At 40.1% G+C, this 16,956-nt stretch carries 18 protein-coding genes; 7 read left to right on the top strand and 11 right to left on the bottom strand.

Annotated features, from left to right (window positions below):
* Positions 1 to 113: 113 nt before the first annotated feature.
* A complete protein-coding gene (locus NAF01_RS10685; RefSeq protein ID WP_250802265.1) occupies positions 114 to 1,064 on the bottom strand; it encodes a Gfo/Idh/MocA family protein in 951 nt (316 codons plus the stop codon).
* Between the two features lie 176 nt (positions 1,065 to 1,240).
* On the opposite strand from NAF01_RS10685, the gene NAF01_RS10680 reads away from it, so the two are divergent.
* Positions 1,241 to 1,471 carry a hypothetical protein gene (locus tag NAF01_RS10680; protein ID WP_226619234.1) on the top strand — a complete coding sequence of 77 codons (231 nt, stop codon included), beginning with the start codon at positions 1,241 to 1,243 and terminating at the stop codon, positions 1,469 to 1,471.
* An 89-nt stretch (positions 1,472 to 1,560) separates the two neighbouring features.
* Here the strand turns inward: NAF01_RS10680 and NAF01_RS10675 are convergent, their stop codons facing one another.
* The 5 genes from NAF01_RS10675 to NAF01_RS10655 all read right to left on the bottom strand — a co-directional run bounded on the left by NAF01_RS10675 (position 1,561) and on the right by NAF01_RS10655 (position 5,521).
* On the bottom strand, positions 1,561 to 2,679 hold the full coding sequence (locus NAF01_RS10675) for a thermonuclease family protein (RefSeq protein ID WP_250802264.1): 1,119 nt from the start codon (positions 2,677 to 2,679) through the stop codon (positions 1,561 to 1,563).
* Between the two features lie 111 nt (positions 2,680 to 2,790).
* Positions 2,791 to 3,669, bottom strand: a complete 879-nt coding sequence (gene sdaAA, locus NAF01_RS10670; protein WP_250802263.1) for an L-serine ammonia-lyase, iron-sulfur-dependent, subunit alpha — start codon at positions 3,667 to 3,669, stop codon at positions 2,791 to 2,793.
* 31 nt (positions 3,670 to 3,700) lie between these two features.
* Positions 3,701 to 4,363, bottom strand: coding sequence for an L-serine ammonia-lyase, iron-sulfur-dependent subunit beta (sdaAB, locus tag NAF01_RS10665; RefSeq protein WP_222499510.1), 663 nt, complete (start codon positions 4,361 to 4,363; stop codon positions 3,701 to 3,703).
* A 78-nt stretch (positions 4,364 to 4,441) separates the two neighbouring features.
* Positions 4,442 to 5,116 carry a helix-turn-helix transcriptional regulator gene (locus NAF01_RS10660; protein ID WP_250802262.1) on the bottom strand — a complete coding sequence of 225 codons (675 nt, stop codon included), beginning with the start codon at positions 5,114 to 5,116 and terminating at the stop codon, positions 4,442 to 4,444.
* A 171-nt stretch (positions 5,117 to 5,287) separates the two neighbouring features.
* Positions 5,288 to 5,521: a hypothetical protein gene (locus tag NAF01_RS10655; protein ID WP_061790869.1), complete on the bottom strand. Its 234-nt coding sequence runs from the start codon at positions 5,519 to 5,521 to the stop codon at positions 5,288 to 5,290.
* Positions 5,522 to 5,680: 159 nt separating this feature from the next.
* Here NAF01_RS10655 and NAF01_RS10650 point away from each other — a divergent pair, with 159 nt between their 5' ends.
* The 3 genes from NAF01_RS10650 to NAF01_RS10640 are packed head-to-tail and all read left to right on the top strand — an operon-like array spanning position 5,681 to position 8,295.
* On the top strand, positions 5,681 to 7,057 hold the full coding sequence (locus NAF01_RS10650) for a HAMP domain-containing sensor histidine kinase (protein WP_250802261.1): 1,377 nt from the start codon (positions 5,681 to 5,683) through the stop codon (positions 7,055 to 7,057).
* A complete protein-coding gene (locus NAF01_RS10645; RefSeq protein WP_250802260.1) occupies positions 7,054 to 7,731 on the top strand; it encodes a response regulator transcription factor in 678 nt (225 codons plus the stop codon). Before NAF01_RS10650 ends, NAF01_RS10645 begins: the two co-directional genes overlap by 4 nt.
* A 3-nt stretch (positions 7,732 to 7,734) precedes the next feature.
* Positions 7,735 to 8,295 (top strand): TVP38/TMEM64 family protein, encoded by a 561-nt coding sequence (locus tag NAF01_RS10640; protein ID WP_250802259.1) that lies wholly within the window; start codon positions 7,735 to 7,737, stop codon positions 8,293 to 8,295.
* Positions 8,296 to 8,335: 40 nt separating this feature from the next.
* Here NAF01_RS10640 and NAF01_RS10635 read toward each other — a convergent pair whose 3' ends face one another.
* The 3 genes from NAF01_RS10635 to NAF01_RS10625 all read right to left on the bottom strand — a co-directional run bounded on the left by NAF01_RS10635 (position 8,336) and on the right by NAF01_RS10625 (position 11,553).
* A complete protein-coding gene (locus NAF01_RS10635; RefSeq protein ID WP_250802258.1) occupies positions 8,336 to 8,935 on the bottom strand; it encodes a YdhK family protein in 600 nt (199 codons plus the stop codon).
* Between the two features lie 192 nt (positions 8,936 to 9,127).
* The gene (locus tag NAF01_RS10630) at positions 9,128 to 9,457 is read right to left on the bottom strand and encodes a four-helix bundle copper-binding protein (RefSeq protein ID WP_163141291.1); all 330 of its coding nucleotides are present in this window, start codon (positions 9,455 to 9,457) and stop codon (positions 9,128 to 9,130) included.
* Positions 9,458 to 9,585: 128 nt separating this feature from the next.
* A complete protein-coding gene (locus NAF01_RS10625; protein WP_250802257.1) occupies positions 9,586 to 11,553 on the bottom strand; it encodes a lipoteichoic acid synthase in 1,968 nt (655 codons plus the stop codon).
* Between the two features lie 328 nt (positions 11,554 to 11,881).
* On the opposite strand from NAF01_RS10625, the gene NAF01_RS10620 reads away from it, so the two are divergent.
* Positions 11,882 to 12,508 (top strand): YczE/YyaS/YitT family protein, encoded by a 627-nt coding sequence (locus NAF01_RS10620; RefSeq protein ID WP_222499497.1) that lies wholly within the window; start codon positions 11,882 to 11,884, stop codon positions 12,506 to 12,508.
* A gap of 35 nt (positions 12,509 to 12,543) precedes the next feature.
* Here NAF01_RS10620 and NAF01_RS10615 read toward each other — a convergent pair whose 3' ends face one another.
* Positions 12,544 to 14,835, bottom strand: coding sequence for an ATP-dependent DNA helicase (locus tag NAF01_RS10615; RefSeq protein ID WP_222499494.1), 2,292 nt, complete (start codon positions 14,833 to 14,835; stop codon positions 12,544 to 12,546).
* Positions 14,836 to 14,993: 158 nt separating this feature from the next.
* Between NAF01_RS10615 and NAF01_RS10610 the strand changes: the two genes are divergently transcribed.
* On the top strand, positions 14,994 to 15,428 hold the full coding sequence (locus NAF01_RS10610) for a hypothetical protein (protein ID WP_048010170.1): 435 nt from the start codon (positions 14,994 to 14,996) through the stop codon (positions 15,426 to 15,428).
* Positions 15,429 to 15,532: 104 nt separating this feature from the next.
* Positions 15,533 to 15,718 carry a hypothetical protein gene (locus NAF01_RS10605; protein ID WP_048010171.1) on the top strand — a complete coding sequence of 62 codons (186 nt, stop codon included), beginning with the start codon at positions 15,533 to 15,535 and terminating at the stop codon, positions 15,716 to 15,718.
* Between the two features lie 69 nt (positions 15,719 to 15,787).
* Here NAF01_RS10605 and NAF01_RS10600 read toward each other — a convergent pair whose 3' ends face one another.
* Positions 15,788 to 16,822 (bottom strand): mechanosensitive ion channel family protein, encoded by a 1,035-nt coding sequence (locus tag NAF01_RS10600; RefSeq protein WP_222499492.1) that lies wholly within the window; start codon positions 16,820 to 16,822, stop codon positions 15,788 to 15,790.
* Positions 16,823 to 16,956: the final 134 nt, after the last annotated feature.

The raw sequence follows: 16,956 nt of genomic DNA, 5'->3' as shown, positions 1-16,956 counted from the left end.
GAAGAACTCTCACTAAATTATTATACATTAAGACACCTGTTTTTTTCGAGCATTGTTTCTTGATAATGACTGTTGGCTTATAAGTGAAAAAAGAGACACAAATGTGCCTCTGATCAATTCAATAGGATTCTTTCTAATACCTTTTGCACCTGGTGGCCTTCTTTAAAGGATACCAAAAATGCTTTATCTCCTCTTATTGCTTTGAGGAGTTCTGCAGCAAGACTGGTTTCTGGCTCATCAAGCTTTATAATTTCTCCGTTCTTTTCAGTGGTAGTTTGAACCAGAATACTCCAGTTCTGCATATCTAAAGTTCCTTTATCACCAAAAACTTTAAAAGACAGATGTTCTTGCTGCCCGATTCCGGCTATTCCGTTAAACACAACCGGAATACCGCCTGGCAGCGTTAAAAATGTCGAAAAGCTTGTTTCACATAATCGTTCATCTTCAGGGAATTCAACAAAAGAATGGACATTGTCCAATTCTCCGAAGGTATCATGAATCATGTGGATGAAATGGGGCGCTACTTCCCTGATAAAGCCTCCATGTTCCCTGCTTGATATCCAATCGTTCTGCTGCCATTCACGCGGCCATTGCTTAAACTGCAGGTGCAGTTCAACTTTCTTAATCTTACCCAGCTCACCATTATGTATCTTATCCTTAAACAATTTAAAAGCAGGACTATATGCCATGGGAAAATTCATTGCGTGTATGATCCCGGCATTCACAGCAGCTTCACACATTTCCTTGGCCTCTTCAATGGAATTGGCCAGAGGCTTCTCACAAAGAAGATGCTTGCCGCTCTTTATAATATCCATTGCAATTGTATGATGAAATTTTGGCGGAACACCTAAATAGATCAGCTTGATGGTTTCATCCTGAAGTACATCCAAATAATTGGTATGCATTGTTGCATCCGGCAGCTCAGCTTTAAATTTATCTAGTCGTTCAGCATTTCGATCACAAAGTGCTGCAATCTCAAACTCCTCATTCTGCCGAAATTGACGGAGTATTCTTTCCCCTACGGCACCCATCCCTATCAATCCAACTTTAATCTTTTCTCTCACATACTTCACCTTCTTATGAAAAATCATGTACTAAGTGAATTATAACGTTAATTGCAAATATTCAAAAGTTTAATTTATCTTATAAGTTCTCAGAGTATGGACCAAAAATATACCGGCCAATAATTGGATAGAAAAACGTTGTATGGGGATAATAATTTTAATAAAACAATCAGGAGGTGCCATCATTGAACCTGGATAAGGATATGCAATTTGAAATCACAAGTACCTTCATGCCAAATCTTAACCGTTCCCAAACTCTTAAAATTCTGGAGGTGACCCAGAACAGCGTTGTCATTCAGATGGACAGATCAAATGGACGCGGAGTTTTTCCGGCAGAAAACTTTCATTACTGGATTAAAAGAGGCTCTCTTATTAAATTGAATGGCCACCATAAAAGAACCTCATAGAGCACTGGCGCCAGTGCTCTTAATTTTTTATTTTTCACACTGCAGCCTATTAAAAGAGGCTGGCTCTACATCCTGAGCCAGCCCTTCTCTTATCGTTCACAAGCATAATTGTCTTTATCTCTATCATGCTTTGAATCATATGCAGGGTGTGTAGATGGCACACCATTTGGATATACCTTTCTCAACTCCGTACAGTTTTGATAGGACTCTGAACCGCTTTCTGAAGAAGTTGAATTGCCGGCTGTACCGCTGCTGTCATTGGACCCGCTTTTACCGGTTTTACTTTTTGAACCGCTCACAGCTTTAGAATCCAGGTCCCCTTTAGTCGTTCCTTCATCTCCCAGGGCCCATAACCCTTTGTTGGCTTCTCTTGCTTCCCTGCCAAATTCTCTAAAGTATTCACTATATTTCACATCCGGATTGTAGGTGGATGGCTCCGCATAACCATTCAGTACCAAATGGGCATTGAACATTTTTTCACGTATTTCACCTTCGTCCATATCATCCGCCGGAATATCCAGCCAAACAATTCTCAGCAGGCGGCCATACCGATCTGTGTCTGAAACATCCTTTTGCATCCAGATTTTCTTGCCAGTCAGCTCAGATGTGGTGAATTGGCTTGCTTCTTTTCCGTATTCTTCTACTCTTGTCGTTGATTCGGGAGTGTTCACTCCAATGAGGCGGACTTTCCTGCCGTCAGAAGTTTCAATTGTGTCACCGTCTACTACTCTGCCAACGGTAACTAATTCCAGGCCTAAGCTCTCCGCAGCCTGACTTTGTACTTGTTCCTGTTTTTGCTTTTCTTCCTCTTCCTGCTTCTGTTTTTCTTCCTGTTCTGCTTCTAGCCGTTCTTGCTCCTCAGCTTGCTTTTTTGCTTCCTCTTCTTCAGCCTTCTCTTGGGCAAGCTTTTCGTCTTCAGCTTTTTTCTCTGCTTCATTCTCTTCTGATTGTATTTGTTCCTTCTCAGGCTCATTTACCGTTTCGGTTGCATCGGAATCTGCAGTTGCTAAAAATATGGATAAAATGAAGCCTGCTGCCATAATCCAGCCCGATTTTTTAAAATTAATTTTATATTTACGGTGCTGGTTACTTAAATATAAACCAATTAAAAAGACTGCTAACCCGATAAATGCAGCAGGAGCAGCTATGCCCATTAAAAGCATAAACACAATAACAATAGTAATAATAGTCCATCTTATAACTTTCAAACTCTTATTTCTCCCCTTTATAAAATTTCCCTAAATAAGCATACCTTTTTTCCTTCCAAATTTAAACACCAATTCACTAATGAATTGGTGTTTAAAGGCCATAAAATAAATTTACTGCTTTTTACCAAAAATCTTTACCTGCAGTCTTCTGCCGGTAGGCGTAGCAGCGAGTCCTCCCTCAGCTGTTTCCCTTAGTGCTGAAGGCATGGATTGTCCGATTAGGAACATTGCATTAATGACTTCATCACATGGAATTCTGCTCGTAATTCCGGCAAGTGCCATATCCGCCGCAGTCATGGCATTGGATGCACCCATGGCATTCCGCTTTACACATGGAACTTCTACTAGTCCGGCAACTGGATCACATACAAGGCCCAGCATATTCTTAAGTGTAATTGCCATCGCTTCGGCGGCCTGCTTTGGTGTTCCGCCTGCCAGTTCTACGATGGAAGCTGCCGCCATGCCGCTTGCAGACCCCACCTCAGCCTGACATCCTCCAGCTGCACCTGAAATGGAGGCATTGTTTGCCACAACAAAGCCAAAAGCTGCGGAAGTAAACAGGAATTCGATCATTTCCATCCGTGTGGGTTTGAGGACTTCTTTTACAGCGAACAACGTACCCGGCACCACGCCCGCTGAACCTGCTGTCGGTGTGGCACAGATTATACCCATTGCTGCATTAACTTCATTGGTTGCGACTGCTTTGCTGACAGCATCCAATAAAATATTTCCTGATAAAGCCTTTCCGCTCTGAATGTATTTTTGCAGAAGAACTGCATCGCCGCCTGTAAGTCCTGTAACAGATGTTACCCCTTTGAGTCCCCTCTCAACTGCCTGTTCCATGACAGTCAGGTTGCGGTCCATTTTGGCAATAATTTCATCACGTGTTAATCCCGTTACTTCTATCTCCTGCTGAATCATGATTTCAGCTATTTTTACACCTTTATTTTCAGCGAGCTCTACAAGCTCAGCAACATTTCTAAATAACATTAGACTTTCCCTCCTGATGACCAGCTAACTATTAGTCAACCATTCTGATTATTTGCGTTACATTTGGAAGCCCTTCAAGCTCCGTCATCACATCCTGGTCGATCTTCTGATCCACTTCAATAACCATGATGGCCATTTTTCCTTTTTCCTTGCGCGAAACTTCCATATGGCCGATGTTGATCTGGTGCTTGGATAAAATATTCGTTACAGCGGAGATAACACCAAACTGATCGTTATGAACAACTAAAATGGCAGGATGCTCCCCGGATAATTTAAGTTCAAAGGAATTCAGTTCAGTTATTTCAATAGTTCCGCCGCCAATGGATATTCCTACAAGTTCAATTTCACGATCACCTTCAGTTAGCTTCACTCTTACCGTATTAGGATGGTCTGTAACAGTATCTTCAACTGTAAAAATGACTTCAATCTCAGCTTCTTCAGCTAATTGAAGGGCAGAAGGAATTCGCTCGTCAAAGGTATCAAAGTCAAGGATACCGCCAACAATCGCCACGTCCGTGCCATGTCCTTTATAGGTTTTTGCAAAAGAACCATATAAGGAAATCTCTGCTTTGGACGGCTGTTTTCCAAAAAGAGTCCGGGCAACACGTCCAATGCGTGCAGCTCCTGCTGTATGAGAGCTTGAAGGACCGATCATAACCGGGCCGATAATATCAAATGCTGATCTGTATTTCATTTTGTATGCCCCTTTACTGTTAAGGTCTATAATTGGATACAGCTGTATTGATAACAGCATCTATTTTAATAACTACTCTTATTTATGCTCCAAGGCTGCTTCAGGCTGGAGCTCATTTATTGTTCTGATTTTCTGCAGGTAATTATAGATGGTAAATTTCGAAACCCCCAGAACCGATGCGACATAATCAGTTGCCCCTTTAATGAGGAATGTCCCTTTATCTTCAAGCTGGCGTACACATTCGACTTTTTCTTCAAGCGTCATCAATGAAGGTGCCTTCTTAAAGCCCTGAAGAACCTGATCTACCATCTCGTGAATAACATCCTGAACGGAATTAAAAAAGGTTTCCGATTTAGACGAATGTTCATCAAAGCTGATAAATTGTTCAATTTCTCCTCCGAATTGCATGAGCAGACTAATATCATAATTAAGGCATAATGCGCCAATTACTTTATTTTCATCATCCCGGAGAAAAATCGTAGATGATTTCATAACATTTCCTTTTTTTGACTGAGTTTTATAATTCGCAATATCATTAACTTCGTTTTTATGTTTGGCTAATTCCTTTAATACAAGGTCGGTGATGGGTGAGCCGATCTTTCTTTCTGTTATATCTCCTGCTATATGGATAAGCGATTTTTTTAAGTCGCTGAAATCGTGAACGGCCACTTCACAGCGGGAACCAAACATTCGCACAAGCATATCAGCAGTCCGGATCGCCAAATCAAATACAGGTCTATGGCATTCCTTCAACTTCGTCACTTCCTTTTATGAAATCGCTTTCAATATTATACTACTCTATATTTCTCTTCAATTTCATAATACCATAAAAACAATATAGTTAAAATAAAATTTTAATAGCTACAAAAAAATTGTAAGATAAATAAATATTGCCGCATCTGATTTATATGCGGCAATTCAATATTATACATTCTTTAGTACAAGGTAAAGCCTGCTGACACGCTCTGTTCGTTCTTCTTCAGAAGCAAGATCAAATTTTTTCAGCAGATGGAAGACCTCATTTAAAATATCCTGTGTATGTTCCTGCTGGAAAAATGACTGAAACAGCGGGTTCATATCTTCCGGGAGAAAACCTCTCTGCTGTTCAAATTTCTTTTGAACATCTTCCGGAGTATGATCCAATTTACATTCGCTCATTAAAAAAACCTCCTGTATGACTGTATACTTTTTTCGTTAGTATTAATCATTATTCTATTTTACCTTCTACAGTCCTATTAAAACATATACCTCTTCTGCATCGTTTCTTCAAACATTTCGACTATAATAGAAGTAATTGATTTGAAATGAGTGAGTTCTTTGAAAAAACTGTCTGTGAAGCTCGGTCTGCTGTTCCTTCTGATCCTTTTTGGCCTTGAAACAACTATGTTCTTCTTTTTACATAGTACCCTTGTTGAATCACGTGTGGAAGAAGAGCTCATAGCCTTGCAGACACGCGGCAATTCACACCGTTCTATACTCGAAAAGCATTTTGATGAAAATACGATTTCCCATGTAGCTCTGATGGAATCTGAAGCCACTACAGATGTAGTTATTACAAATTCAGCCAAGGAGATCCTTGGTTCTTCTGTTGATAGCAGTTTGATCCAAAGGTACATAGAAAAGCCGGCTATTTCTTCTGAAAGGGAGGGCAAAACCATCGGTGACAATTGGAAAGAAGAAGATTATATTTCAACTGTCAGCCCGATTGAACAGAATGGTGTGCTGATTGGCCATGTATATATGTTTCAAGATACAGCCTGGATTCAGTCGTTAATCTCACGCTTAAATGAACAATTTTTAATCGCCGGGTTCGTTGCCGTCATTTTTACCATTACGATCATTATCTTTTTATCAAAGGCTCTGGCGAAACCGCTGATTAAAATGAAGGAAGCCACCTCACAAATAAGCAGCGGTGATTTTTCAGTTTCCCTACCTAAAACAGGTGACGATGAACTTGGGGATTTAGCAAGGTCCATCCAGTTATTGGCAGGAGACCTGAATTATCTCAGAGAAGAACGAAGTGAATTTTTATCCAGCATTTCCCACGAGCTTCGCACTCCTCTTACTTATATTAAAGGATATGCGGATATAGTTCAGAAGCGGAACCTGAGCCCGGAAGAGAGAAATCAGTATTTATCGATTATCCTGGAGGAAACGAACCGGCTTTCAGATATGGTTAAAAATCTTTTCGATTTGGCTAAGATCGATAAAAATACCTTTGATATTATAAAAAAACCAATAGACCTGAACGAATTCATGAATAAAATTGAAACAAAATTTTCTCCGGCATTCGCTGAAAAAGGCATGCAGCTATCTGTCAGCTGCCCTGAATCAATCATCCTTTCTGCGGATGGATCAAGGCTGGAGCAAATCATATTTAATCTTCTGGATAACGCGATTAAATATTCCTCAGCTGGAAATAAAACAACAGTAGAGGTAAGCAGGACTAAAAAACATGTCATCATCAGAATAAATGATTCCGGAAGAGGAATCTCTGAAGAGGACCTGCCACTTATCTTTAATCGTTTTTACCGGGTGGATAAATCACGTGCAAGAGCTCTTGGGGGCACAGGTCTTGGACTCGCCATTGTGAAAGAACTTGTCCATGCCCATGGAGGGACTATTTCTGTCTTCAGCAGAGAAGGTGACGGAACAGAATTTGAAATTGTTTTTAAGGGAGAAACGGAAAGATGAAAACAATACTTTTGGTTGACGATGAAACTAGAATGCTTGATCTAATTTCTCTATACTTAGCGCCCCGCGGCTACAATTACATAAAATTGACTTCAGGTTCAGATGCCTTGCTTTACTTGGAAACCCATTCTGCAGATCTGGTCCTTTTAGATGTCATGATGCCTGATATGGATGGATGGAGTGTATGCAAGGAAATTAAAAAATATTGGGATATTCCTATCATCATGCTCACTGCCAAAAGCGAAAAGCCTGACATTGTAAAAGGATTGAACATTGGAGCAGATGATTATATTCTGAAGCCGTTCGATGAAGAGGAATTATCTGCAAGGATTGAAGCGGTTTTGAGAAGAAGCAAAAAAGATGGAAAAACCAAAACCTTTAAAGGGCTGGAACTTAAAGAAGATTCTTTTGAGCTTTCCTATAAAAATAAGGAAATTCTGTTAACCCCAAAAGAGTTTTCAATGTTAAGCCTTTTTCTCTCAAACTTGAACAGAGTTTTCTCACGTGAGCATTTAATAGGCTCTGTTTGGGGTTATGGGGTGTCAATCGAAGATCGCACCATTGATTCGCATGTAAGAAATTTACGTGAAAAATTAAGGAAAGCCGGGTTTCCTGCAGATGAGTATCTGACGACTGTCTGGGGTTTAGGCTATAAATGGGCCGGAAAGGATTAATAGATGTTTTCTGATATCATCGAATCGCTTTCAGATGAACCGATATTGGCGGCTTTATTTAGTATCTTCATGAACATTGCTGCAGCGATAACGGGATTCCTCCCAAGTGCCTTTATTACGGCTGGAACAGTTGCCGCTTTTGATTTAAAAGTGGGTCTAGTCCTTTTGATCATCGGAGAAGCAGCCGGAGCAATTATAAGTTTTATACTTTATCGCAAAGGGATCACCAAGCTTACCTCCTCTTTTCCTCAGCTAAAGAATAACAAATTTTTTTCAAAGCTTCAGAGTGCGGAAGGTACAGATGCGTTTTTCATGGTTGTTTTGCTGAGGGTCTTGCCTTTTGTCCCATCAGGTGCAGTCACACTGGCAGCTGCATACAGCAAAATGATGCTTCTGCCCTTTGGCATTGCCAGCACGATCGGTAAAATACCTGCTTTGTTCATGGAAGCCTTTGCGGTTTCACATATACTAAAATTTGAAAGGGAGCTGCAAATAGCCTTTCTTCTTTTAGTTGCGTTCTTCTTTTTAGTTTACTATTCATATAAAAAGTATAAATTAAGTTAAAGAGCTTATCTTCTGCTGATAAGCTCTTTAACTTTCTATATTATTCAGCAGGAGAAAGCTCGTTTTCTGTTACCCACATGTGATTTTTTACTTCCTGCCCGTCAGCTGTAGTAAAGTCAACCATATAGACAGTTGTTTCCTTCACAGAATCGATTTCGGCAGTTGCTCCTTCCATTCCCTTCATGTGGCTTGCGTTTAATGTTACCTCGTCGCCTTCTTTAAATGGCTCCTCACCTGCATCAGCAATCTCCTCGTGAACTACCCATTTATGGTTTTCAACTTTTTTACCGCCAGTGGTTGGTGTATAAGAGACCGTATATACGATTGTATTATATGCACCTGCAATGGTTGCTTCCGCTCCCTCCATTCCCTCCATATGTCCTTCTGTTATAAAGGCTTTGCTTCCAACTTCATATTTAGGGTTTTCAGCTTCCTTTATTCCTTCAGGAACTTCTCCGGAGCCGGAATGATCCATGTCTGAATGGCCTCCTGAATGGCCGCTGCTTTCATTATTCGTTGTATTCTCTTCCTTGCTGGCACTTTCCTCTCCAGTATTCCCGTCATTTCCGCCGCATGCAGTTAAAGTTAACGCTGCAGCCAGGGAAACAAACCAAATGGCGAATTTTTTTCTTGTTAACATATTCAATTCCTCCTTTTCTTCATGAAGTTAGTATGGCAATAAATTGTGCAGAAATTATGAAACAGGTATGCAAATGTCTAAATTAATACTGCCTTTTCAGACGGAAAATATGTACAGTCTTCATAACCAAATATTGCAAATAATCTGGATTAAAAACAGACACCCTGCTGGATGTCTGTTTTGTCTGATGATTTAAGCAGCCATTTTACGGCATTCTTCTGCACACTTAAAGCATGCTTCAGCGCAGCGCTGGCAATGATCGTGATCGTGTTTTTTGCACTCATTTCCGCAGGCATCACATATATCTGCACATAGATTGCAAATTTGCTTGGCAAAGGGGCTGTCAGACTGCATTGCCTTAGCAGCAAAGGCACAGATATCAGCACACTCCCTGTCCAGTCGAATACATTCTGCCATCATTTTAACATCCTCTTCTCCCAAGCATGCATCATAGCATACATTACAGGCTTTCATGCACTCTAAACAAGCTTGGATGCATTCTTCAAAAGATTGGTTGTACATCCTTATCACCCTTTCATTATATCTTTTCAATGATATTCTACCCTTGCATTTTCTCAGTAAACTCCATACTTTCTGCATATATTTAAGGGTTAAAAAAGAGCAGAGAGTATTCTCTCCGCTCCTGAATCTTACTTCTGTACACCAGGCCCATTTCTTTCCTCTTTAAACGGGACCTCTTTCTTAATATATGAATAATCACTCCGGTTCACTGGAACAAATCCTTCCGGCTTATAAAAGCGCAGCAGGTCTTTATAAACAATGTTGTCCGACATTTCCAGCTCTATTTTCGCCTGATCAGAAAGTGACTTACATGCATTAGCCTCAGCTATTTCGCCGGTTTCCGTAAAATAGCAGGTTTCTTCAATTTGGGTATATTCCAGTGAAATAAAGTTGCCGTTTCGGAATGGGACAACTTCACGGTGTTTTGCCGATAACAGATCTGATCCCATTTCAAGGTGATTTTTCGTATCAATGCCCAGCAGGTGAAGTAAAGTCGGACGCACATCTACCTGTCCGCCGACATTATGGATAATGCCGCCATCTACTCCCGGTACATGTATGAATACTGGCACTCTTTGAAGCCTGGCGTATTCGAACGGAGTAATTTCTTTTCCGATCACCTCTGCCATTGCCTCATTGTGGTTTTCAGAAATTCCGTAATGATCTCCATATAAGACAACTACTGTGTGATCATACAGTCCGGAATCCTTTAAATCGTTAAAGAACTGCTCGAGTGCCTGGTCCATATAATTCGCCGACTGGAAGTAGTGATTAACCACATCATTTTCTGTTTCTCCAGCAGGAAAATCAGTATCCCACTCATCCATCTTAAAAGGGAAGTGGTTAGAAAGAGTGATGAACTTTGTATAAAATGGCTGCGGAAGACTGGTTAGCATCTGCATGGATTCCTTGAAAAAAGGCTTATCTTTCAATCCATAGTTTTTCGTGTTTTCATCGCTCATATTGTAATACTCAGCATCAAAAAACTTATCATAGCCCATGGTTTTATACATTTCGTTACGATTCCAGAATGTCTTGTAGTTTCCATGGAAAGTTGCTGAAGTATAGCCATGTGGCTTTAAGATAGCAGGTGTGCCATGGAATGTATTTTGAGCTTTTGTTACATAAACGGCTCCCTGTGACATGGGATATAGCGATGTATCCATGATGAACTCAGCATCGGAAGTCTTTCCCTGTCCGGTTTGATTGACTATATTATCAAAGTAAAATGTCTTGCCGCTATGTGCCAGTGAGTTCAGGAATGGGGTAACTTCTTTTCCATTCAGCTTGTAATCTATAATAAAAGTCTGCAGTGATTCCATGGATACATAAATAACATTCATGCCCTTGGCTTTTCCGAAGTATTCAGGGTTTGGAGGTGCATATTTTGCTTTAACATAGTTCTCCACTTCAGTCACATCGTTCGTATCCGCAAGAGCTCTCTGGCTGGCAGACTTCGCATTCTGCACAATATCATAAATCGTGAAATTGTATGCTCCCAGGTATTTCACCAAATAATTGCGGTCAAAAGAACGTGTAAGCAGTTCAGGGCGGTCATTCTCTGCAATTCCAAGATTGATGAAGAAAACAATAATCCCGGCAGCCATAACAGCCAGGGCTGGTTTTCGGCTAATTTTCTTTCCAGGTTTGTACCACTTCCTGATTGCCAGAAAAAGAAGCAGCAGTGTATCTGTAAAATAAAAGATATCCCAAGGAGTCATTAACGACAGAGCACTATCTCCCAGCTGCCCCCCATTTACTTTTGCCTGCATTAGAACAGGAACCGTAATAAAGTCGTTAAAGAATCGATAATAAACGACATTTGCATAAAGCAGGAAGGATAAGAAGAAATCCAAGCCAATAAGCATGCCGGATTGCCATTTCCCTTTAAATAACAAAGCCAATCCCAGGAATACCAGTGTAGAACTTAACGGATTCAAAAACAGGAGAAATCGCTGTATGTCATTATTAATCCCTAAGTTAAATTCAATGCGATAGGCTACATATGTTTTTAGCCAAAAAAGAATGACAGTCAGAAAGAATACAGCAAGGCTGCTTTTCGCCAATTTGACAGGCGATTTAAATAACTTTCTCATTAGTGTGGTTTCACCTCTTAAATTGTACAATACGAAAAACTTAGCAGCGGCTAAGTTTTTATTATGTAAAAATTTTGTAGATGCAGCATTAATAAATGGTGAACGAATGTAAAATAATATAGCACAATTTCAAATCGATGAAAATGGTTATCTCCTTTATATCTTTCGCCTTTTTCCTGCAAAAACCAACAACTTTTACTAAAACAACCTGTTACCCAATATATTTTAATGGTAAAATGAATTTTCCCTTCATAATTTCAATGCTGAAGGAGTATTGATTTTAAAAAGGGCCAAGCTAAAATTAAACAAGTTGGATTGGAGAGTCTTCATGAAAGAACGTCTATTATTTTTTATAATTGGGATGCTGATCCTGACAATGGGTGTAGCCCTGATTATCAGGTCAAACCTCGGAGCTTCTGCATGGGATGCCCTGGCTGTTGGTGAATCGCAAATGTTTAACTTAACAGTTGGCACCTTTGTTTTTATAAATGGGATCGTGCTCATTTTTATAAATGCCTTTCTAATGAAAAAAAAGCCTGAAGTCCTTGCAGCCATCTCCATTTTGATTATTGGCGCACTGATTGACTTTTGGCTTCTCATCATTTTTGGTGACCTATCGCCGCAGACATTGGCAATGCAATCAATCATATTATTCGTTGGAATCCTTTTGATGGGAATGGGAGTTGCCATCTATCTTCAGGCTAAATTTCCGGCAAGCCCGATGGATACATTAATGGTAGCCATTCACACCAGATTCGGATTAAATTTAAGGAATTCAAGGATCATCAGCGAGAGCTTTGCTTTGCTGCTTGCATTTTTATTCAGAGGTGCAATCGGAGTAGGCACAATCGTGGTAACATTAACACTTGGACTTGTTGTACAATTCTTTTACCCGGTTTTCGAAAGAGCACTCGGAAAAATGCAAGCCCCGAAAGGTCCTGTCATTACTAAATAATACGATTTACATCCTGCTCTTTGAGCAGGATGTTTTTAACTTCTTAATACTTTAAAATCCTTCCATTCCTCTGGCAGCAGGGCCCGATATTTTGCCTGCACATACCTGTCATCCATTAAAACAATCATTCCTGTATCGTCCTCAGAGCGGATCAATCTGCCCCCTGCCTGCAAAACCTTGTTCATTCCAGGATAAGTATAGGCATAATCATAGCCGTTTTTTCCTTGCTGATTAAAATAAGCTTTCATAATGTTGCGTTCAAACCCTAACTGCGGAAGCCCTACACCCACCACGAATACACCGTTCAGCCTATCTCCCTGCAAATCAATTCCCTCTGAAAAAATCCCGCCCATGACGGCGAACCCCAACAGAGTTCCAGAAGGATTTGGCTGAAATGCATCCAGAAACTTCTCCCTTTCCCCTTCATCCATTCCAGTCCTTTGAATGATTGTATGTGCCGGCAGTTCCTCATCGAGTAACCGACGATAAACATCCTCCATATATTGATAGGATGGAAAGAAGATCAAGTAGTTCCCCTTCTGTTCCTTTAACATGCTCTTAATAGTACTGACGATCGGTCCGATAGACACTTCCCGGTCGCGATATCTTGTGGAAATCGGCTGTATGTATACCTTAGCCTGATCTTTTGAGAAAGGAGAAGGTACGGTTAAAATATAGTCTTCCTCTTGAAAGCCAAGCATGTCCAAATAATAATTAAGAGGCATTAAGGTAGCAGAAAAAAAGATTGATGATTTATATCCTTTTCTGGCCTTGTGCAGAAGATTCGATGGATCCAGGCAAAATAGCTTGATGTTCAGGTCATTTCTCTGCTTTTGAATATACGTTACAAACCTTTCATCATACAGTTTACCTATTCTGATAAAGTTCTGGGCAGCAAAGAATACTTCCAGCAATTCTTCGTCCGTATTGTCTCTGTTTTGCCCCAGATAGTCTTCGGCATATTGAACAAATTCCTCAAGAACTTCAAAAAGTTCTTCAGGAGGATCTTTTTCTGCGATTTCCTGATTTTCACCACATTTCTTTTTTAATGCAATAAAAATTCCATTAACCTGTTTTGCACTTTTTTGAATCCTTTCACCCTTCCCCTTAAAGCTTCTGCTCAATTGAAGAAAGGCTGATTTGTCAAGCGAGCTTGAATACATTTCCCTTCCGCGGTCCACAAGGTTATGTGCTTCATCGATCAGGAGCGACGTCTTCTTTTTCTCCTCTTCCAGCAATCGCTTCAGTGAGATCTTCGGATCGAAAATATAATTATAATCACCAACAATGGTGTCAGCTGCATATGCAGCATCCAATGAAAATTCAAAAGGGCAGACTTTATGCTTCAGTGCATATTTTTCAATTGTCGTTCTGGTTATCATGCTCTCATTTTTCAGGAGATCAAGTATTGCATTATTAATCCTGTCGTAATACCCATTGGCAAACTCACAGCTGTCTTTGTGGCATTTGGTTTCTTCCTTAAAGCAAATTTTGTCCTTGGCCGTGATTGTGACCGATTTAAGATTCAAACCATTATCCCTCATCAGGCTAATGGCCCCTTCTGCAGCCTGACGGGTAATGGTTTTAGCCGTGGCATAGATGATCCTCTGAATATGTCCTTCCCCAATGGCTTTTAATGCTGGAAAAAGGGTTGAAATGGTTTTGCCAATGCCTGTAGGTGCGTTGGCAAATAAGTTTTTCCCTTCGGCAATGGTTTTGTATACTGCCCCTGCCAATTTCCTCTGGCCATTTCGATAAGCTGGAAAAGGAAAAGTCAGTTCCTGAAGACTTTTTATTAAATCCTTTTGATGCCGAACCCTTAATTCTGTGTAGGGAGAATAGGATTCGAGAAGATGCACTATGAATTCTTCCAGTTCACAAAACGAATAGCTTTGCAGAAATCTTTTCACTTCATTTGTTTTAGCATGTACATATGTTAATTGAACTGTCATATTTGAAATATTTTTGTCTTTCGCATACATGAAAGCATAGCATTTAGCCTGAGCCCAATGGACTGGATATGCAAATTTATCAATTTCAGATAGAGGGAGAGATACAGACTTAATTTCATCAATAATCCGTTCGCCATTTTTAATGATAAGCCCGTCACATCTTCCATCGAGCTGAAAGTCGAGGTGATTGAAGGTTAATCCTGCTTGCAGATACACTTCTTTTTGATCCTCTTCCCCATACTGCTTTTGAATTCTCTGATGAATTCTTGTTCCTTCTGAAAGCGGCACTGCAGAACGGAAGCCCGTTTCAATGCTGCCGCTTTTATATACATATTCAACCAGTGATCTTACTGATATTTTTATCTTATTATCCATTGAAACGGCCCCTTATTTTACTATTCATCTATTATAGCACATACGTTCTGCATATAAGAAAGATTTGCAAAAGAAGGAACTAACCATATACAATTTAAGAAGAAAGAAAATGAGAGGAGTGTGAATGGAACTGTTCGCTTCTTGAGCAGTCCATAAAGTTGAAAAAAATTATTTTTTGGACAATCACTGGAGGGTCTTTTATTCTATTGGGTTTTCTCATTTATTTTGCTTCAATGAACTCCATATCAAATAAAGTAATGACAGAAGTTGCCGGCAGCATTACTGAGGATGACCTTGCGATGCTTGCCAGTGACCCAAATGTAGAGGCACTGCTTGGAAGCAGTGAGGATGATTTAATAGCTGTAGATCTTCAAAAGACATCATTGCCGATCAAGACAAAAGAAGAGGCTATGAAAAAGATTTCAGAAAGCTTCTCGATTGATGAAATCCAGAAGAGTGCTTCAAAAGTTAAAGGCGGATTGACTGCTGCAGAGAAAAACGAACTATACAGTCTTTTAACAGAAAGGTTATCCGAGGAAGAATTAACTGCCCTGAAAATCATTGCAGTACAGGAAGCAAAGCATGCACATTAAATAATTCAACAGAATTATTTTTGAGTTATTCTGAAGATTCGGGATATTAGACCAAGCAAGATTGCTTCCTTTTCATACGTTAGTATGGAAAGGAGGGATTTGTAATGTATCAATTGGCATTATTATATCTTGCATGTATGCTTGCTGGCTACGGCATGACAATGGTACCTGTTTCTGCAGTTATTACTTCAGGTATTGCCAGCTTTTTCACCGTTGTCGGCAGTCTGGCTATGATCATCTTTGGTCTTGCCATTCTTTATCTTGGAGTGAAAGCTCTGTTAGGAAAATAGATTTTACGTAGGAAAACACCAGCCCTTAGCAGCTGGTGTTTTCGTTATTTCTCCTGCTAACTTTATCCTTCATTCACTGGGCAGCAGCTGTGCTGAGGCAAGCTCAATTCCGTTCAAATAAAAGCTCTCTGCAATTACATGTCTTAGCCGGCTTTCAAATTTCTGCTTGGCTTCAAAGTTTGCAACAGGGACCTCTATTAGAAAGTCCATGGCTTTACTGCGAAAATCGACAAAGCGGATATCAGGTGCAGGAGCGGTTAAAACCCCTTCTGTTTTGGGGATTACCATATCCACAGCGTCTCTCAGAAGCTTATCAACTTTTTCAGTATCAGTCCCGTACACTACGCTGATTTGAACCTGGGCAAGCATTTCTGATCCTGTACGGTTTTTAATGATCTGTTCGATAAAGTATTGGTTTGGCACAATCAGGGTTCCCTCTTTAGCTGTGCGGACGATAGTGGATCTGAGACGGATGCTTTCTATTTTACCGATTTTGTTGTTTATCTCAATCATTTCCCCAATTTCAATGGGTCGTTCGAAGAGGATAATAATGCCTGAAATAAAGTTACCGGCAATATTGCGCATGCCGAACCCTATCCCAATACCGAGAACACCCAGTATGGCAGCAGCCGCTGTTAAATCAAGGCCAACCGTTGTCAGACTGATGGCGAGCGCTGCAATCATGACAGTATAATAGATCATTCTGTTGAATGAATAGCCGAGCCCCCGGTCAACCCCATAGAATTCATAAACAGATGTTAATACATATTTGGTGAATACTTTTACGATTCGACTTGCGAGTGAGACTGTCAAAAACGCTACAATTATTAAATATAGCGTCACATCTACTTCCCCTGCTGTGAACAAGGTATAAAAAAGCCACTTCTCCTTTGAAAAATAGAACAAGAATAGAATGATAATTCCATAAAAAGCAGCCCAGTTCACGAGTGAAGAAACTCCCTGCATGATCCGGTCGTTCTGAACAGACTTGCCCCTCCTCTTTTTCACAAGAAAGTTAACTGTCCATTTGGCAGCCAATATCACTCCTGCAAACAATAAAAACAGCAGTATTTCCTGCATGGTTACATTTTTTAAAAATAGCATCGTCAGATTCCCTCACTGTAATATAGTTCATTCTTAAACTATTCCTCTTACATAGATTCTTAAACCGGTGTTTAATCCTGTTTAAAAAAAGGAACAGTGAGTAGTAAATACATATATAAGGGTTGGGGTATATG

The sequence above is a fragment of the Cytobacillus firmus genome, from assembly GCF_023657595.1.
GTDB classification, from domain to species: Bacteria; Bacillota; Bacilli; order Bacillales; family Cytobacillaceae; genus Cytobacillus; species Cytobacillus firmus_B.
The sequence above is the reverse complement of the archived record's forward strand: the minus strand, read 5'-3'. Positions and strand labels throughout refer to the sequence as shown.